This is a genomic window from Hyunsoonleella pacifica (assembly GCF_004310335.1).
GTDB lineage: Bacteria > Bacteroidota > Bacteroidia > Flavobacteriales > Flavobacteriaceae > Jejuia > Jejuia pacifica.
Map to the genome: position 1 here is coordinate 427071 of NZ_SIRS01000002.1, position 17718 is coordinate 444788.

Genomic DNA, 17718 nt, shown 5'->3' on the forward strand with positions numbered 1-17718 from the left:
TTTTTATTAAATAATGTTCGGCTGCACTACTACAGGAAATATCACTTTCTTTGTGTAATTCCATTTGTTTTAATTATTACCTAATCTTATAATATCAGCAAATAATCCTGACGCTGTAACATCTGCACCAGCACCAGCACCTTTAATAATCATAGGTTGTTGCGAATAACGTTCTGTGTAGAACATTACAATATTATCACTTCCTTCTAAGTTGTAAAATGGGTGTCCAACAGGAACTTCTTGTAAGCTTACACTAGCTTTACCATTATCGAATTTCGCAACGTATTTTAGCTGACAATTATTTGCTTTAGCAGAAGCGTATAAACTTTGGTAATGTGCTTCATCAGCAATTAACGTTTTATAAAACTCCTCTACAGAACCACTTTCCAATCCTGATGGTGATAAGAAAGAAGTATTCTTAATATCTTCTAGGTTTAGTGTTACGCCACTTTCTCTGGCTAGAATTAAAATCTTACGAGCTACATCAACACCACTTAAATCTATTCTTGGATCAGGTTCAGTATAACCTTCAGCACCAGCTTGTTTTACTACATCATAAAATTTTGTAGTATCGCTAAAGTTATTAAATACAAAGTTTAAACTTCCAGAAAGTACAGCTTGTATTGAGGTAACTTTATCACCTGAAGCCACTAAGTTATTTAATGTATCTATAATTGGTAAACCTGCACCAACATTGGTTTCAAACAAAAATGGTGCATTATATTTTAGAGATAGCTCTTTTAATTCTTGATATTTTTCAAAATCGCTTGAGCAAGCAATTTTATTACAAGCTACAACTGCAATACTTTCTTTCAGGTATTTTTTGTAGAGATTTGCTACATCTGCATTGGCAGTGACATCTACAAAAATACTATTACGTAAATTCAATGCTTTTGCATTTTGGAAAAATCCTTCTAAAGAAGCAGTTTCCCCATTACTTAAGTCATCTTTCCAAGTTTTAAGATTTAAACCAGAAGCATCAAATATCATCTTTCTAGAATTTGATAATCCTACAACACGAAGATTGATTTTAAGGTTTTCTTTAAGATATTTTTTCTGCTGTTTTATTTGTTCTACTAAGCGTTCTCCAACATTACCAACCCCAGTAATAAATACATTTAATTGTTTTGTTATACTTTCAAAAAAGGCTTCATGTAACGTATTTAATGCTTTTTTTACGTCAGTTTCTTCTATAACAATTGAAATGTTTTTTTCAGAAGCACCTTGAGCGATAGCCCTAATATTAATATTGTTTTTTCCTAAAGATGAAAACATTTTACCACTAATGCCTTGGTGGTTCTTCATATTATCACCCACTAAAGCCAGGATTGATAAGTTAGTTTCAACTATAATAGGATCAATTTTATGAAGTGCAATTTCGTTTTCAAATGTTATATCTATGGCAGTTTTAGCAATTTCTACATCTTTTTCTTCTATACCTATACAAATAGAATGTTCTGAAGAAGACTGAGTGATTAAAATAACATTGATTTTCTCGTTAGAAAGTGTTTCAAATAAACGTTTAGAAAATCCAGGAATACCTACCATGCCACTTCCTTGAAGGGTTAACAAAGCGATGTTAGAAATATTACTAATACCTTTAACAGGCTTGCTTGAAATCTCAGGTCTATTGGAAATTATAGTACCAACGGCCTCAGGCTCCATAGTATTTTTAATATGAATAGGTATATCTAAATCTAATACAGGTTGTACGGTAGGAGGGTAGAGTACTTTTGCTCCAAAATGTGACAACTCCATAGCTTCTTGATATGAAATACTCTGTATAGGTTGTGCTTGTTTTACTAATTTAGGATTAGTTGTAAACATACCGCTTACATCTGTCCAAATTTCTAGTTGTTCTACATGTAATGCTGCAGCAATAATAGCAGCAGTAAAATCTGAACCACCACGCCCTAATGTAGTTTGTTCTCCAAATGTAGAGTTGGCTATGAATCCGGGTAAAATAGTAATTGATTCTTTAGCTGAATCAAAATAGTCTTTTATATTATTGTTGGTAATTTTATAATCAACCTCAGCTTTAGTAAAGTTAGAGTTTGTAATTACCAATTCTTGAGAATTCTTTCTATTTGCTGAAATATTTCTATTCTTCATGGTTTCAGCTATAATAAAAGAGGATAACAACTCTCCAAAGCTTACCAATTTATCAGAAGTTTTAGGAGACACTTCATTAATCAAAAATATACCTTCTAATAAACTATATAATTCGCTTAATTTTTTCTCAGCGTATGCTAAAATAGAAGTATTATTATCAGTATTTAATTCTTTAATAATTGAGTAATGTATAGTTTCAATGGTTTTAAATGTGTCTTTAAAACTATCGTCCTTACTTTGTGCTTGTCGTCCTGCTAATAACAGTTTATCAGTTATACCACCAACAGCAGAAACCACACATACTACTTTACTATCTTGTGCATAAGATTGTAATATACTTATGACTTTATTTATATTTTTTGAAGAACCTACAGAAGTTCCTCCGAATTTTAAAACTTTCATTTATCTAATGAATTGAAATTGAAATGTAAAATTTAAAAAAATGTAATTGTAAAAATTACACGTAAGCCTAGAATAATATATAACTAATAACCCCAAAGGGTTGTTGTATTTGTAGTTGTAGCTAAAATAGTAGTTGTGTTTGAAGAAAATGTAAACACAGTTATAAATTTATTTTGGCTTAAATGATTCATTTTCGTTATATAAAACATTCCAAAAGTATTACTTTTAGCCTAATAAAAAAACTAAACTTATTTTTTTGCAAGATTCTTATCATCGCTAAATTTTCATTTAAAAAAAACGACTAAATGCGAAAAGAATTGAAAGATTGATAATTGATATTTTATGAAGATATTTTCTAAAGAACAAATATATGCAGGGGATAAACTCACTGCAGATCGACAAAACATTACTTCAACTGAATTAATGGAAAGAGCAGGCACTCAAATTTTTAATTGGATGCATGCGCGTATGCAAGGTGCACAAGTGCCTGTGCATGTGTTTTGTGGTATTGGGAATAATGGGGGTGATGGTTTGGTTTTGGCAAGACATTTGGTAACACATGGTTACAATGTACATACCTATGTTATTAATTACAGTGATAAGCGTTCAAAGGATTTTTTAATTAATTACGATAGAATAAAAAACGTTACAAAAAAATGGCCAACACTTTTAAAATGTACTGAAGATTTCCCAGAGATACATCCAGATGATATTATTGTTGATGCAGTTTTTGGCATTGGTTTAAACAGACCTGTTGCAGACTGGGTAAAAAAATTATTTCAGCACTTTAAAACGACCAAAGCTTTTACTTTATCTATTGATATTCCTTCTGGATTGTATACTGACAAGATTGTAGAAGATCCTGAAGCTGTTGTTTATGCAGGTTTTACGTTAAGTTTTGCCTCACCCAAGTTGGTGTTCTTTTTGCCTGAAACAGCTAAATATACTGTGCAATGGGAAATTTTAGATATTGGTTTAGATCCAGAATATTTGTATACAACTGAGACAGAAGCGCAACTTATTGGTAAGCATGAAGTGTTGCCAAATTATATTCCTAGAGATAAGTTTTCTCACAAAGGACAATTTGGTCATGCTTTAATTATTGGCGGAAGCTATGGGAAAATAGGAGCTGTAACCTTAACGAGTAGAGCAGCATTATCTGCTGGTGCTGGACTTGTATCTGCTTATGTACCCAAATGTGGTTATTTGCCTTTACAGTCTTCCTTTCCTGAGGCTATGGTAATTACAGATGCTGATGAAGAAAATATATCTTCAATTAATTTTGAAATTGAACCTACTGTAGTTGGTCTAGGAATAGGAATGGGAATGGAAACAAAGACCATTACAGCTTTTGAAGGGTTTTTAAAATCTAATAAAGTACCCTTAGTTATTGATGCAGATGGGCTTAATATGTTGGCTAAAAAGAAAGCGTTATTAAAGCTATTACCTGAAAATACTATTGTAACACCGCATCCAAAAGAACTAGAGCGACTAATTGGTGCTTGGAAGGATGATTTTGAAAAGCTTAAAAAGGTAAAAGCCTTTGCAAAAAAATATAAACTGATTATTGTTATAAAAGGCGCCAATACTATAACTGTATTTAATGAGAGGCTTTTTGTTAATACAACAGGGAACCCTGGTTTATCTACTGCGGGTAGCGGAGATGTATTAACAGGTATTATAACTGGATTATTGGCGCAAGGTTATCATCCATCAGTTGCTGCAATTTTTGGAGTGTATTTACATGGAAGGTCTGCTGATATTGCAGTAGAAGATTTTGGGTATCAAAGTTTGATGGCAAGCCATGTGATTGATTATTTGGGGGAAGCCTTTATAGATTTATTTAAGCAGCCTGAACCACAACAACAAACTCAACAAGAACCTGATGAGAATGACTAACGAATAGAAATAAAAAAAGCCGCATATTGCGGCTTTTTTTATGTATGTTATCTGAGTTTTCAAATATTAAGTCCTTTAAATACGTTTCTTAACTCTGGATCTGATGGTCTCGGTGCATTAGCGTCAACTATATTTCCATTTGGGTCAATTAGTATAAACCTTGGTATACCTTGAATCTCATAGTCTTTTACAAATTTGGAATTCCAGTCGTTATCAGCAAATAATTGAATTCCACCTAGCTCCTTATCGTTTATCATGGTTTCCCATTTTGAAAAATCTTTTTCCTTGTCAATAGAAACGCTTACAAACTCAATATTTTTATTATGAAAATCTGTTTCAACTTCTTTTAAAGATGGGATTTCTCTAATACAAGGGCCGCACCATGTAGCCCAAACATCAACATAAACGTACTTGCCTTTTAAATCGTCTAAAGATGTGGTTTGTCCATTATGATTTCTATAATTAACAAATTTTGGAGAAGGTTTCCCTTTAGATAAACTAGTTAGCTTTATGTACCTTTCTTTAACAAGAGCATTGTTTTTTTCGTTATCAGAGTAATTAGAGAATAATTTGTAAAAACGTTCTATGTCTTTTGTAAAGCTCATACTATTTGTAGCAAAAGTAAAGAGCATGTCATTTTTAATATTCTGGTTTTCAATATTACTTACAGTTTTTAAATAAGCTATATCAAGGTCTAAGCTGTCTTTTTTCGATAAAATCTGTGCGTCACTTTTAATTTTACTAGATACAAGCAACTTGTAATTCTCTGAGAAAAAGTAATCGTCTTCATTAAAGTAATCTAAGTTTTCAAGTTCATTTAAAAAATCAGAAGATACTTTAAAATCATTTTTTTTAGTTACATAAGTATGATACTTTTCATATTCACTCAACCTTGCTAAATAATTATACTTTAGGTCTCTTTTTTCTAAGGTTTTAAAGCTATCAGGTATACCTGAAAAAGATTCTAGGATGCTATCGCTAGATTTTTTGATACTCTGAAATTTAGATTTGTATTCAGTTTCATCTAATGAGTATGTATCCCAGCGATTTCCAAGTAGTTTTTTTTCATTTTTATTCTTTTTCAATAAATAAGTATTCACAGATCCTCCTTCTCCAGAAAATACAAGTGTATTATCGATATCTTTCACATCGTAACTTACATTTAATTTATACCCGGGTTGTATATGTATAAATATAGGATTCGTGCCATCAAAAATCACATAAGAGTTTTTATCTGCGTCTAAGGTATCGGTAAAAGTGCCGTCTGCTAAAACATTTAGAGGTTCACTAAAAGTTCTATCAAAACTATTTATGGTAACTACTCCTTTTCTATTCATTATTTTTCCTGAAATTATAGCATAATCTACCGGTTTGTTTTCCTTTTGATTACAAGCAAAAAACGTAATTAAAATTAGAGTGATTAGAATTTTTTTCATGTCTGATTTTTAAATTTTTTACGAAAATATATATTTAGTTCTATTATAAGGTTTTAATTAACAATAGTTTAAAGTGTTGTTAACTATTTTACAGTTTATGGATTAAATCTTGATATTTTACAGTTTTTGGAATTATATCTAATGCTTTAAGTTCTTTTTGAACATTTATAATTGTTTGTTCATCTATTAGTTCTTGAGACCATTCTGTTATGGTTAACCAATCTTGTACATCTTCAATTTGTTGGTTGTATCTATTAGCTATCATTCTATCTATACTTGGTATATCTTTAAATTCTGATGTGGTTGCATTGATAATGTTCAATATAGTTTTTAAATCCTCTTCATTTTTTTCAATAAAACTTTCATTTACAGCAATTACAAAACATGGCCAAGGAGATGGACAATCATCAATCCTTCTAAAAACTCCATCATCAACTAAAGGTTTTGTGGTGTACTTTTCCCAAAGAAAATAGTCTGCATTGCCATTAGTTAGGCCTTCAACTGCTCCATCTAAATTTTTTATTACTTCAAAATTTAAGTCTTTTTCTAAGTTCCATGCGTTGTTTTCTGCATTTATATATGCCATTAAGTGAGAACCAGAACCATATCTGCTTATGGCTGCCTTAGTGCCTTTTAAATCTTCAATTGTTTTATATTTAGAATGATGTGCTACATGAACACCCCAAATAAGTGGGGTTTCAACAAATGTTTGCACAATTTTACTTGGGTTTCCTGCAATAATATCTTTTATGATGCCTTCAGTTAGAATTACTGCAATATCAATATCTCCTTCGCGAAGTCCTTTACACATTGCTCCTGTACCGCCGTGATAATCGTGCCAACGAAGATTTATACCTTCATTTTTATACTCGCCATTTTTGAGTGTTAAATACCAAGCTAAGTTAAAATGCTCTGGTACACCGCCAATATTTACTGTTTTCATTTAAATTCTTTCTAATGTATAGGTAATTAAATTTTCTATGGTTTTAAGTGGATTTTCACTAAATGTACCATTAGCTCTATTGGCAATTATGGCGTTTAAGGATATAGCGTTATGCCCTAGTAATTTAGATAAACCATAAATTCCTGAGGTTTCCATTTCTAAATTTGTGATTTTAGTGTTCTTATAACGAAAGCTGTCTATTTTTTTATTAAGTAAACTATCTTGTAGTGGTAACCTTAAAACACGCCCTTGTGGACCATAGAACCCATTTGCTGTAGCTGTTACCCCTTTGACGGTAGCAACACTTTCAAATTTTGATAGTAGTGCTTTTGATCCTTCTATTATTATTGGCTTTGCTTTGGTAGCACTCCATTGGGTATGTTGTACAAAAGCAGCTTCAATATCTGCATTAGAAATATTTTCTGTTTGATAGGAGTGAAGCATTCCATTTAAATCTATAGCATATCGACTTATTAGGAAAGAATCAATAGGGATATCTGGTTGCAGTGCGCCAGAAGTCCCAATTCTAATAATATTTAAACTGTTTAACTGCTTGTTAACGGTTCTTGTTTCAAAGTTAATATTTACTAAAGCATCTAATTCATTTAATACAATATCAATATTATCTGTACCAATACCTGTAGATATTACTGAGATTCTTTTATTATTAATTGTTCCTGTTTGGGTTTTAAATTCTCGCTTTTGAGTTTCAAACTCTATACTGTCAAAATGCTTTGTTATTAAATCAACTCTATCTTGATCTCCTACTAATATTATTGTATCTGCAATAGCATTAGGTTTTAGATTAAGATGATAAATGCTGCCATCTGGATTTAGAATGAGTTCTGAAGCTTTAATTTGCATTTAAAGGAGACTTAACAAGTTTGTTTTCTAATTTATTAAATTGAAAATCTAGCTTTTTTACACCCCCAAATGTCATTTTATCTTTTAACATTTTTGAGGCATTATATTGTCCATGTAGTGTTTCATGCGCTTTTCTATTAAGCTTAATACTACTATCTGTTATAGTGTAAAATGGTTCTAGATTATCAATAATACGTTTTAATTGTAAATCGCCATAACCATAAAACCCTTGATAATTAAGTGTATAGCCTAATAGGTGGTGTTTGGATTTTATATCATTTTTTTCAATAAGTCTTAGAGTGTTAGTTTCCAAAATGTTGAGTCCAGTAACGGCATCAGGAAAACGTTCTAAATGTGCTTTTAAACAGTTACTTAAGTATTTGAAAGATGATGATTTTACAATATAAGGTTTAAATAGATTATGATCAACCCCACAGTATATTTGCCAGAGGGTAATTGCTAAATCTAAATCATTATTAGTTAATTTAACTTTATCCTTATAATGCTGTATTAGTTGACCTGAAGTAAGTTCTGGTAATCCTTTCAATTCTTTACTACCAGAAACTCTACCACTACAAACTAAATACGTGGGTAAGTTTATTTTTTTTTGTTTGAGTAAGTTTATTACAGCTAACATATTAATATGACAAAACAAATCGTACTCAAACCAAAGTACTACTTCTGAATACCTTTGATTAGCATTATCTAGTTGTTCTAATGCAAAATTAACCTTGTCCATATCTAAATCTACACTATAAAATTCCCCAAGAAAGTCTCTCCTAGCTTGAATTAATGCATTGGAATGAACCGTTACCTGTGTTGGGCCTTCACAAAGCATTTCTTGCCACGTAACAATTTCCCCTTCTATTTGTAATTCATTTAGATAGGATGTTAAACTTCCTCCATTTGTAATATGTAGAATTTGCTTGCTCATAAATTATCCACCTACACGTTTAACGTTAAACCCTTTGTCTTTTAATATCTGCATTATTTTATCTCTGTAGTCACCTTGTATTATGATTTTATCATCTTTAAAACTTCCTCCAACGCTAAGCTTAGTTTTTATTTCCTTGGCTAAAGCTTTAAAATCTTCAGTGGCTCCTGTATAGCCCTCCAGTATGGTTGTGGGTTTACCTTTTCGTTTTTCGTATTTACAAATTATTGGATCGTCCTGCATCCAGATACTTGTATCCTCTAAAGCATTATGCTCTGTTTCTTCTGGTTTATGATCGGGAAAGAGGTTTTTTAGTTGGTCTTGTAAATCCATAATAATATTAGGTGTGTATTACTTGGTGTTTAATAGGTAGTTAGGTAGATATAAGACATTAGGATGGAATATTGCTACCAGATCTGGTTACTTTTTAATAAGGCCCAATTCAATTAAACGTTCTGTTAGAAACTCACCAGCAGTAATGTCTTCAAACTGTTTGGGATTGTTTTTGTCTACACAATTCTCTAAAACATCTAACTTCATTTCGCTTACTGGATGCATGAAAAATGGGATAGAGTATCTTGATGTTCCCCAAAGTTCTTTAGGTGGGTTTACTACACGATGTATTGTAGATTTTAGTTTGTTATTGGTATGCCTAGATAACATATCACCAACATTAATCATTAACTCGTCAGGTTGAGCAATAGCATCAAGCCATTCTCCTTCATGACTTTGTACCTGTAAGCCCCGTCCTTGTGCTCCCATTAATAGTGTAATTAAGTTTATATCACCATGAGCAGCAGCACGAACAGCTTCTTTAGGTTCTTCTTTTATTGGAGGATAGTGTATAGGGCGCAAAATAGAATTACCATTTTTAATATAATTGTCAAAATAGGTCTCTTCCAAACCAAGGTGTAAAGCTAAAGCTCTCAAAACGTATTTTGCTGTTTTTTCAAGCATCTGATACGTCTGTTTTCCTATCTTATTAAACTCAGATAATTCTTCAACAATCACATTATCTGGATATCCATATTTTTCTTTTTCATCTTCTGAGATATACTGTCCAAAATGCCAAAATTCTTTTAAATCACCTTCTTTCTTACCTTTAGCGCTTTCTTTTCCAAAGGATACGTATCCACGTTGCCCTGCAATTTCAGGGATTTCATATTTCTGCTTTGTTTCAATAGGTAAGTCAAAAAAGCGTTTTACTTCACTGTAAAGGTTACTAACTAAAGTATCATTCAAAAAATGACCTTTTAGTGCTACAAAACCAATGTCTTCATAGGCTTTTCCAATAGATTTTACAAAATGTTGTTTTCTATCAGGGTTTTCAGAAATAAAATCACTTAAATCTACACTAGGGATACTATTCATGACTTATATACTATAATGTGATGTGAACAAATGTACAAAAACATTCTCTTGAATTATATACAGACTTCCTATTCGTAAATTGAAATTACAGTATATTTGATAGTATACAAGTATTGTTTCATGAAAACCTCAAAAAAGCCCACTCAGATAAAATTTAGTACTGAAAATTTAACTACTGAAGTTTTGTTAAAGCTGTATGAAAATATGCTTAAACCTAGACTTATTGAGGAAAAAATGCTTGTGCTTTTACGTCAGGGAAAAATTAGCAAGTGGTTTTCAGGTATAGGGCAAGAGGCAATTGCGGTAGGAGTTACTATGGTGCTTAATAATGATGAATATATTTTACCTATGCATCGCAATTTAGGAGTATTTACTTCTAGGAAAATTCCGTTATACAGATTATTTGCGCAATGGCAAGGTAAAGCTTCAGGGTTTACAAAAGGTAGAGATCGTTCGTTTCATTTTGGCACTCAGCAATACAATATTGTTGGGATGATTTCACATTTGGGGCCTCAATTAGGAGTTGCTGATGGTATTGCTCTAGCATCAAAACTAAGAGAGGAAAAAACGGTAACAGCGGTTTTTACAGGAGAAGGAGGTACAAGTGAAGGTGATTTTCATGAGGCACTTAATGTGGCATCTGTATGGCAATTACCAGTTTTATTTTGTATTGAAAATAATGGCTATGGTTTATCTACACCTGCATCAGAACAATATAATTGTGAAAATTTAGCAGATAGGGGATTGGGTTATGGTATAGCATCTCATATAATTGATGGTAATAATATTTTAGAAGTTTATACAAAAGTTAAAGAAATAGTAGAACGTATTCGCAAAAAGCCACATCCTGTATTGATAGAGTTTAAAACTTTTAGGATGCGAGGACATGAAGAGGCTAGTGGTACAAAGTATGTACCTCAGGAATTAATGAATACTTGGGCTAAGAAAGATCCCATAGAAAATTACCATGATTTTCTAAAAAAAGAAGGCATTATTAATGATGCTATTGTATCAAAAATTAAAACTAAAATTCTTCATGAGATTAATGAACATTTAGAGGTAGCATTTAATGAGATTGATATAAAACCAAACTTAACTGAAGAATTAAATGATGTATTTAAAAGTTTTGATTACAAGCATATTACTCCGAATTCAAGTGTAAAAGAAATACGATTAATTGATGCTATTTCGGATGGGCTTCGCCAAAGTATGGATCGCTATAATGAGCTTGTTATTATGGGACAAGATATTGCTGAATATGGTGGTGTATTTAAAATTACAGAGGGATTTGTTGAGAAATATGGTAAAGTACGTGTTAGAAATACACCTATATGTGAGTCTGCCATTGTTGAAACTGCCATGGGACTCTCTATTGCCGGTATGAAAAGTATTGTGGAAATGCAATTTGCTGATTTTGTGTCTTCAGGTTTTAATCCTATTGTTAATTATTTAGCTAAATCCTATTACCGTTGGGGGCAAAATGCTGATGTAGTCATTAGAATGCCTTGTGGAGGAGGTGTGGGAGCAGGCCCGTTTCATTCTCAAACAAACGAGGCTTGGTTTACCAAAACGCCAGGTTTAAAAGTAGTCTATCCAGCATTTCCGTATGATGCCAAAGGTTTATTAAATACAGCAATTAATGATCCCAACCCTGTGTTGTTTTTTGAGCACAAAGGATTATATAGAAGTATTAGGCAAGATGTTCCAACGAACTATTACACATTACCATTTGGTAAAGCAAACTTGATAAAAACTGGAGATGTAATTACGATTATTAGTTATGGTGCAGGAGTGCATTGGGTATTAGATACCATGAAAAAATATCCAGAACTATCAGCAGATATAATAGATTTAAGAACGCTTCAACCTCTGGATACTGAAACTATTTACAACTCAGTTAAAAAAACAGGTAAAGTTATTATTCTTCAAGAGGACTCCTTGTTTGGAGGAATTGCTAGTGATATATTAGCGCAAATTATGGAAAATTGTTTTGAATATCTTGATGCACCAGTAAAAAGGGTTGCGAGTTTAGAAACACCAATTCCCTTTGCTAAAACTCTAGAGGATCAATACTTACCTAAGCTAAGATTTGAAAAAGTATTAAAAGAATTATTAACTTATTAATGCGTTACAGTTTCTGCCTCAGAAAGTATAAATGGGTAAGCATCTTTAACTTGTTGTAGTTCTACTTTAGTTAGCTTATCTAGTGGGCGTTTTAAAATAGTCTCACAATACGTTTTTCTTAACTCAAAATAGGCTTTTGTTAGTTCATCTTGAACTTCTATAAACTGGTTGTAATTTGAATTTCTGTCTGATTGTAAAGAAATTATTGCTTTAGAAGGATTATCTGATGATGTTTCAGTTTTATTACCCTTACAATATGTACAGCTTCCATCTCCATTATTATCAATAAAACTCATGGCTATATCCTTAACTTCGGAGACTGAAACAATGTTATCATCCATCATTATCTCATTTTTAGAATTGATAGCGATTTTTAAAATGTTTCTTTCAGGAATGGGAATATTACAATCTTCTCCTTTACATTCTTTAGGTAGTTTTCTATAAATCCCTTGATCTTTAGGAATTACTGCAGTTACTAAGAAAAAAATTAATAGCAAAAATGCGATATCTGCCATAGATCCCGCATTTACTTCTGGGTGTTCTTTTGTTCGTCTCATGATTTTTATGTTTTATACCATAAGAGTTTTAAGACGATTGATTTTTTAAATTTGAATTATATTTCATCTAAAGGAAATAGAAACGAATTTTATCATTCATTTTAAGATTCTTGTGGTATTAGTTAATGTTGTGTTAAGACACAAAAACAATACCATAAAAAATCAGAATATGATTAACGCATATGATGGTGAAGTCGTTTCCAAATAATTCCTTCTGAAGGAAAACTCAAAATTCGTTTGTTAGAATTTAAGTTTTCTTTAGTAAGTCTTTCAATGTGTTTTGATATGTTGATTGTTGTTTTCATATTTTTTGATTGATGATGGTTAGAAAACAGAGACGCTTATGATCTATAACGTCTCTTACTGTTCCAAATGTTAGTTTTTGTTCTGTTTAATGTTTCAGATACTTGATTTGTGTTTAAAGTTCTCATGATTAATGATTTTTTTTGATTGATAAATAAAATTGATAAATTAAAGTAATTACTATCTATAGCGTCTTTTGCTATTCCATCTATTAGATTTTGTATTACTTAAAGTTTCTGTTAATTGATTGGTGTTTAAAGTTCTCATAATTTTTGTTTTTTAATTGATTATACTGAATAGACGACACAGAAATATTTTTGTTACAGTACTATGTATAACAAAGTAATAAATTAACAAATTTTAACATATTTATTCTAGTTTTAAGATAGGATAGTAGTTAAAAGGAGACTATTTGGGTATGGTTATTGTTAAATACTTATAAAATATAAAGTTATAGAGTTATGTTTTAAGATATTAAATATCTTTGGTGTATAATTTCTAAAACATATAGCTTTATAATATCGAGCTAATTGACTATATATGAGATTTGTAATTACTTGTATAATTTGTATTGTTTTTGCCACAACGGCAAATTCCCAGATAGATTCTAGAAAGAAATCAGGGGCAATTATTCCTGCTATTGAAGCACCTAAAGATTCCACTGATAGTAAAAAAATAGCTCCTGAAGCGCTTAAAAAAAATGATCAACTAAGTGGAGTTAAATCTCCAAAAATAGTTGGTAAATTGGAATTACCTAAAAAGGAATTTTCGATGTTTCCTCAAGAAGAGTTTGGTAACCCAGCAGAACTACATACCAAAAAACTAAATAAGATAGAAAAAACCTTATTACCAGAAGGACATGGAGAGAATGCAGGTTTAAAAGAAGATGCGTATTGGGGAGATTATAAAACCACTTCAAAATCCTTAAGGGTTATGTATAGAGATTATTCTGCTATAGATGGGGATTTATTACGTGTTTATGTAAATGGAGATGTAATAGAGCCTAGAGCTTACTTAACGCAAGGCTTTACTGGATTTAAACTAGATTTAAAAGATGGTCTAAACGAAATTGTCTTTCAAGCCATTAATACCGGAGCTTCTGGCCCCAATACAGCCGAATATCGTATAGTGGACGAGAATGATAAGCGAATTTCAAATAAGGTTTGGGCGCTTGCTGCTGGTGTTAAGGTGACGATTGTTATTGTTAAAGAATAGTTTATTTGGTAATATTATCAATCATTTTTAACTCTTCATCTGTAAAACTCAAATTATCCAAAGCTTTCACATTTTCTTTCAATTGATTGGCTGAACTGGCTCCAATCAAAACTGAAGCTACTTGTTTATGTCTCAATATCCAAGCTATTGCCATTTGAGATAGTTTTTGTCCTCGACTTTCAGCAATATCATTTAAACTTTTTATTTTTTTAATGTTGCTCTCAACTGTTGTTTTATCTAAATATGTTAAATTTTTAGCAGCTCTGGAATCTTTAGGAATACCATTTAAATATCTATCGGTAAGCATGCCCTGGGCTAAAGGAGAGAATGTTATGCATCCTACACCATTGGTTTCAAGAGTCTTTAAAAGACCATCTTCAATCCAACGATCAAGCATAGAATATCGTGCCTGATGCAATATAAACGGTGTGTTTGATGCCTTTAAAAGTTCTGCAGCTTTTTGAGTTTCCTCAGGTTTATAGTTAGAAATAGCAACATACAATGCCTTGCCTTGGCGTACAATATCAGTTAAAGCTCCCATGGTTTCTTCTAACGGTGTTTCAGGATCTGGTCTGTGATGATAAAAAACATCTACGTACTCTAATCCCATACGCTTTAAACTTTGGTCTAAACTAGCCATTAAATATTTACGCGATCCCCAATTGCCATAAGGCCCAGGCCACATATCAAAACCTGCTTTTGAAGCGATGAATATCTCATCTCTGTATGCTTTAAAATCTTTCTTAAGAATTGTGCCAAAATTTTCTTCGGCAGAACCATAAGGAGGTCCGTAATTATTTGCCAAATCAAAATGTGTAATGCCTAAATCGAAAGCACAACGTAATACCTCTCTTGCATTTTGAATGTTATCAATAAAACCAAAATTATGCCATAAACCTAAGGAAATAGCAGGTAGTTTTACACCACTATTACCTGTTCTTTTATATGTCATTGTATCATATCGTTCAGAAGAAGCAATATATTCTATGATGTTTGATTTGTCATTGATTTGCATGCGAATAATTTTTGTTTAAATGTACTATATTTCTATTTCAATAAAAAAAGTCATTTACAGATGTAAATGACTTTTTTTATTATGCTTTTTTACTAACTAATCTTTAATCGGCTGTTTTATTTGAGGTTTTAAGTGTTTTGCATAAAAGCCCATCATTGCTTCATAAAGCTCTATTCTGTTTTCTTCTTTTGCAAACCCATGTCCTTCATCATATTTAACCATATAGGGAACGTCAACATTTTTTGTTCTTAGTGCTGAAACTATTTGATCTGATTCATTGATATTCACTCTAGGGTCGTTTGCCCCTTGTACTACAAATAATGGTTTTTTAATTTTATCAATATGATTTACAGGAGAAACTTCTTCCATAATAACTTTCTCTTCTGGTACATCAGCATCGTACCAAATTTCTTTTATAATTTTCAAGTAAGGTTTCCAATATTCAGGCATACTATCCATAAAAGTAAATAGGTTAGACACTCCAACATAATCTACACCGCAAGCATATAAATCTGGAGTTTTTGTTAAACCTCGTAACACAGCGTATCCACCATGACTTCCACCATAAATAGCAGCGTTATCTTTGTCTACCCAACCTTGATCTACTATATATTGTAAGCCATCCTCAACATCATCCATTGCTTTTCTACCAATTTGCTTAAATCCAGATTCAAGAAATTCCCTTCCATAACCACCAGAAATTCTAAAATTAACTTGTAGCGTAGCATATCCTCTGCTTGCAAACAATTGTGCTTCTGGGTTAAATCCCCAAGAATCTCTGATACCTTGTGGGCCACCATGTACATTAACTATAACAGGTACTTTTTCTCCTTTAATAGCAGCTTCAGGTAGCGTAATATAACCATGTATAGTTTTACCGTCTCTACTTTTAAACGATATCGGTCGCATTTCTGCCATATCTTTTTCAACTAGATTAGGCATTAAGTTGTACAATAATTTAAATTCTTTGTTTTTGGCATTATAAGAATAATACGTTCCGTATAATTTATCACTTTGAATAAAAACTAAATATTTACTTTCATCATCTGTTTTATCTGCTATGGAGTAGTTGTACCCAGGAAATTTGTCAGTGATTTTTTTATGTAATTTTTTATAATATTTACTTACAGGCACAATAATTTGTTTCTCTCCTTCATATGAGAAATAATCTAGCTCATAATCTCTATTTCTTGATAGCCCTAAACCAGAAACATCATAATTTTCGTTTGAAAATAATTTCTCTATCACTTTATCATTTTTCAGATCATATAAGTAAATCTGAGATTTGTCACTATCTAAATTAGATACTACATAAGCATCATGTGGATAATCTGTTGCGTAATTGAAGCTAGAAATACTAAAGCTGTCTTTCCAACTTAACTGTTTAAAAACCTCGTAATTTTCGCCATCTTGGGTATAGTAAAAATCTACATTAACACCGTCACGAAGTTTGGCAAACCCTCTAAGGTTTCCGTCTTTATCAAACTCATAGCCCGTTATAGGATTTGTAGCATCTTCATTTTTATATAATTGCTTTAATTCTCCTGTTATAATATTAATTTTGTAAGGTTCAAATATCTGAGCATTATTTTTATTCATAGAAATAATCATATGGTTTTTATCTTCTTTTAAACCATTTAGTATATTTACCTTAACACCATCAAAAGGAGTTAATTCTTTTTGGTTAGAACCATCAATATCTACAGCAAATAAGTGGTAATCTTCATTTCCGCCTTTATCCATTACATAAATTAATCTGCCATCATTAGCCCACCCATAGCCTCTTATTAGCTCTTCTTTTTCCTCAATAACTTTAGTTATATCGTCAGTTTGTGTGTTTTTTACATACACATGATTCTTTGCATTTTCATCTTTTTCTCTGTAGGATAAATACATCCCGTTAGGAGAAAACTGAAAGGATCTTGCTTTAGGTCTAGCAAAATAATCTGCCACAGAATATTTGTAATTAGTAGGGTTCCAGTTTGCTAATTTTTTCAAGTCATCATCAGATGTCGGTAAGTCTGTATTCCCAGGTAGAGTTTTTACTGTTTTTTCTAAGTTCAATGGTAATTCCATGCCTCCTTGATAAAATGTGCCATTTAATACGTTTTCTTTTAGTGTAGCAACATATTTAATTCCTGCTTTATTAAATTTAATAGTAAGTGTATTATTCTCAAAGCTTGTTACATCCATGGGGATTCCCGTTGCACCTTGAGATGGACTATCCATAGTAGAAGAGAGATTATCTCCTTCGCTTTTAATATCAAAAACTAAAGGCATTTCCATACCTTGTACAGCGAGTGTCCCTTTCCATGAACCTTCAATATTTTGTGAGTTAACTTGTGTAGTCATACCCAAAAATAAAAAAAGAACACTACCTAATTTTAAAATAGAAGTTTTCATTTGTAATGATAAGTTTTTTTAATAATTAACCAATATAATTCTTTGTGATACGTCATTAGAATACAAGTACTATATTTTGTTACACTTTTTACCGTATTTTTTATTTTTTTAACATTTTAGACTAAAATTATTATCAACAA

At 31.6% G+C, this 17718-nt stretch carries 13 protein-coding genes; 3 read left to right on the top strand and 10 right to left on the bottom strand.

What is annotated here, in order from left to right; all coding sequences use genetic code 11:
- Positions 1-69: 69 nt before the first annotated feature.
- Positions 70-2514, bottom strand: coding sequence for a bifunctional aspartate kinase/homoserine dehydrogenase I (thrA, locus tag EYD46_RS05305; RefSeq protein WP_130936025.1), 2445 nt, complete (start codon positions 2512-2514; stop codon positions 70-72).
- A gap of 342 nt (positions 2515-2856) precedes the next feature.
- Between thrA and EYD46_RS05310 the strand changes: the two genes are divergently transcribed.
- Positions 2857-4413 carry an NAD(P)H-hydrate dehydratase gene (locus EYD46_RS05310; protein ID WP_130936026.1) on the top strand — a complete coding sequence of 519 codons (1557 nt, stop codon included), beginning with the start codon at positions 2857-2859 and terminating at the stop codon, positions 4411-4413.
- A 59-nt stretch (positions 4414-4472) separates the two neighbouring features.
- On the opposite strand, the gene EYD46_RS05315 is transcribed toward EYD46_RS05310, so the two are convergent.
- The 6 genes from EYD46_RS05315 to EYD46_RS05340 form a co-directional block, all read right to left on the bottom strand.
- The gene (locus EYD46_RS05315) at positions 4473-5849 is read right to left on the bottom strand and encodes a TlpA family protein disulfide reductase (protein ID WP_130936027.1); all 1377 of its coding nucleotides are present in this window, start codon (positions 5847-5849) and stop codon (positions 4473-4475) included.
- Between the two features lie 88 nt (positions 5850-5937).
- A complete protein-coding gene (locus EYD46_RS05320; RefSeq protein WP_130936028.1) occupies positions 5938-6792 on the bottom strand; it encodes a substrate-binding domain-containing protein in 855 nt (284 codons plus the stop codon).
- Entirely contained in the window at positions 6793-7656 is an 864-nt protein-coding gene (locus EYD46_RS05325; RefSeq protein WP_130936029.1) for a nucleoside phosphorylase, read from the bottom strand.
- Positions 7646-8590, bottom strand: a complete 945-nt coding sequence (locus EYD46_RS05330; protein ID WP_130936030.1) for a DUF1835 domain-containing protein — start codon at positions 8588-8590, stop codon at positions 7646-7648. Before EYD46_RS05330 ends, EYD46_RS05325 begins: the two co-directional genes overlap by 11 nt.
- Positions 8591-8593: 3 nt before the next feature.
- The gene (locus EYD46_RS05335; protein WP_130936031.1) at positions 8594-8923 is read right to left on the bottom strand and encodes a translation initiation factor; all 330 of its coding nucleotides are present in this window, start codon (positions 8921-8923) and stop codon (positions 8594-8596) included.
- An 87-nt stretch (positions 8924-9010) separates the two neighbouring features.
- The gene (locus tag EYD46_RS05340; protein WP_130936032.1) at positions 9011-9961 is read right to left on the bottom strand and encodes an isopenicillin N synthase family dioxygenase; all 951 of its coding nucleotides are present in this window, start codon (positions 9959-9961) and stop codon (positions 9011-9013) included.
- A 120-nt stretch (positions 9962-10081) separates the two neighbouring features.
- Here EYD46_RS05340 and EYD46_RS05345 point away from each other — a divergent pair, with 120 nt between their 5' ends.
- Positions 10082-12085, top strand: coding sequence for an alpha-ketoacid dehydrogenase subunit alpha/beta (locus EYD46_RS05345; RefSeq protein WP_130936033.1), 2004 nt, complete (start codon positions 10082-10084; stop codon positions 12083-12085).
- On the opposite strand, the gene EYD46_RS05350 is transcribed toward EYD46_RS05345, so the two are convergent.
- Entirely contained in the window at positions 12082-12642 is a 561-nt protein-coding gene (locus EYD46_RS05350) for an ExbD/TolR family protein (RefSeq protein ID WP_130936034.1), read from the bottom strand. The two genes, EYD46_RS05345 and EYD46_RS05350, sit on opposite strands and share 4 nt — an antisense overlap.
- Positions 12643-13485: 843 nt before the next feature.
- Between EYD46_RS05350 and EYD46_RS05355 the strand changes: the two genes are divergently transcribed.
- Positions 13486-14160: a hypothetical protein gene (locus tag EYD46_RS05355; protein WP_130936035.1), complete on the top strand. Its 675-nt coding sequence runs from the start codon at positions 13486-13488 to the stop codon at positions 14158-14160.
- A 1-nt stretch (position 14161) separates the two neighbouring features.
- Here the strand turns inward: EYD46_RS05355 and mgrA are convergent, their stop codons facing one another.
- Together mgrA and EYD46_RS05365 are read right to left on the bottom strand one after the other, a co-directional pair.
- Entirely contained in the window at positions 14162-15175 is a 1014-nt protein-coding gene (gene mgrA / locus EYD46_RS05360) for an L-glyceraldehyde 3-phosphate reductase (protein WP_308807859.1), read from the bottom strand.
- Positions 15176-15271: 96 nt separating this feature from the next.
- Positions 15272-17578 (bottom strand): S9 family peptidase, encoded by a 2307-nt coding sequence (locus EYD46_RS05365; RefSeq protein WP_130936036.1) that lies wholly within the window; start codon positions 17576-17578, stop codon positions 15272-15274.
- Between the last annotated feature and the right edge of the window lie 140 nt (positions 17579-17718).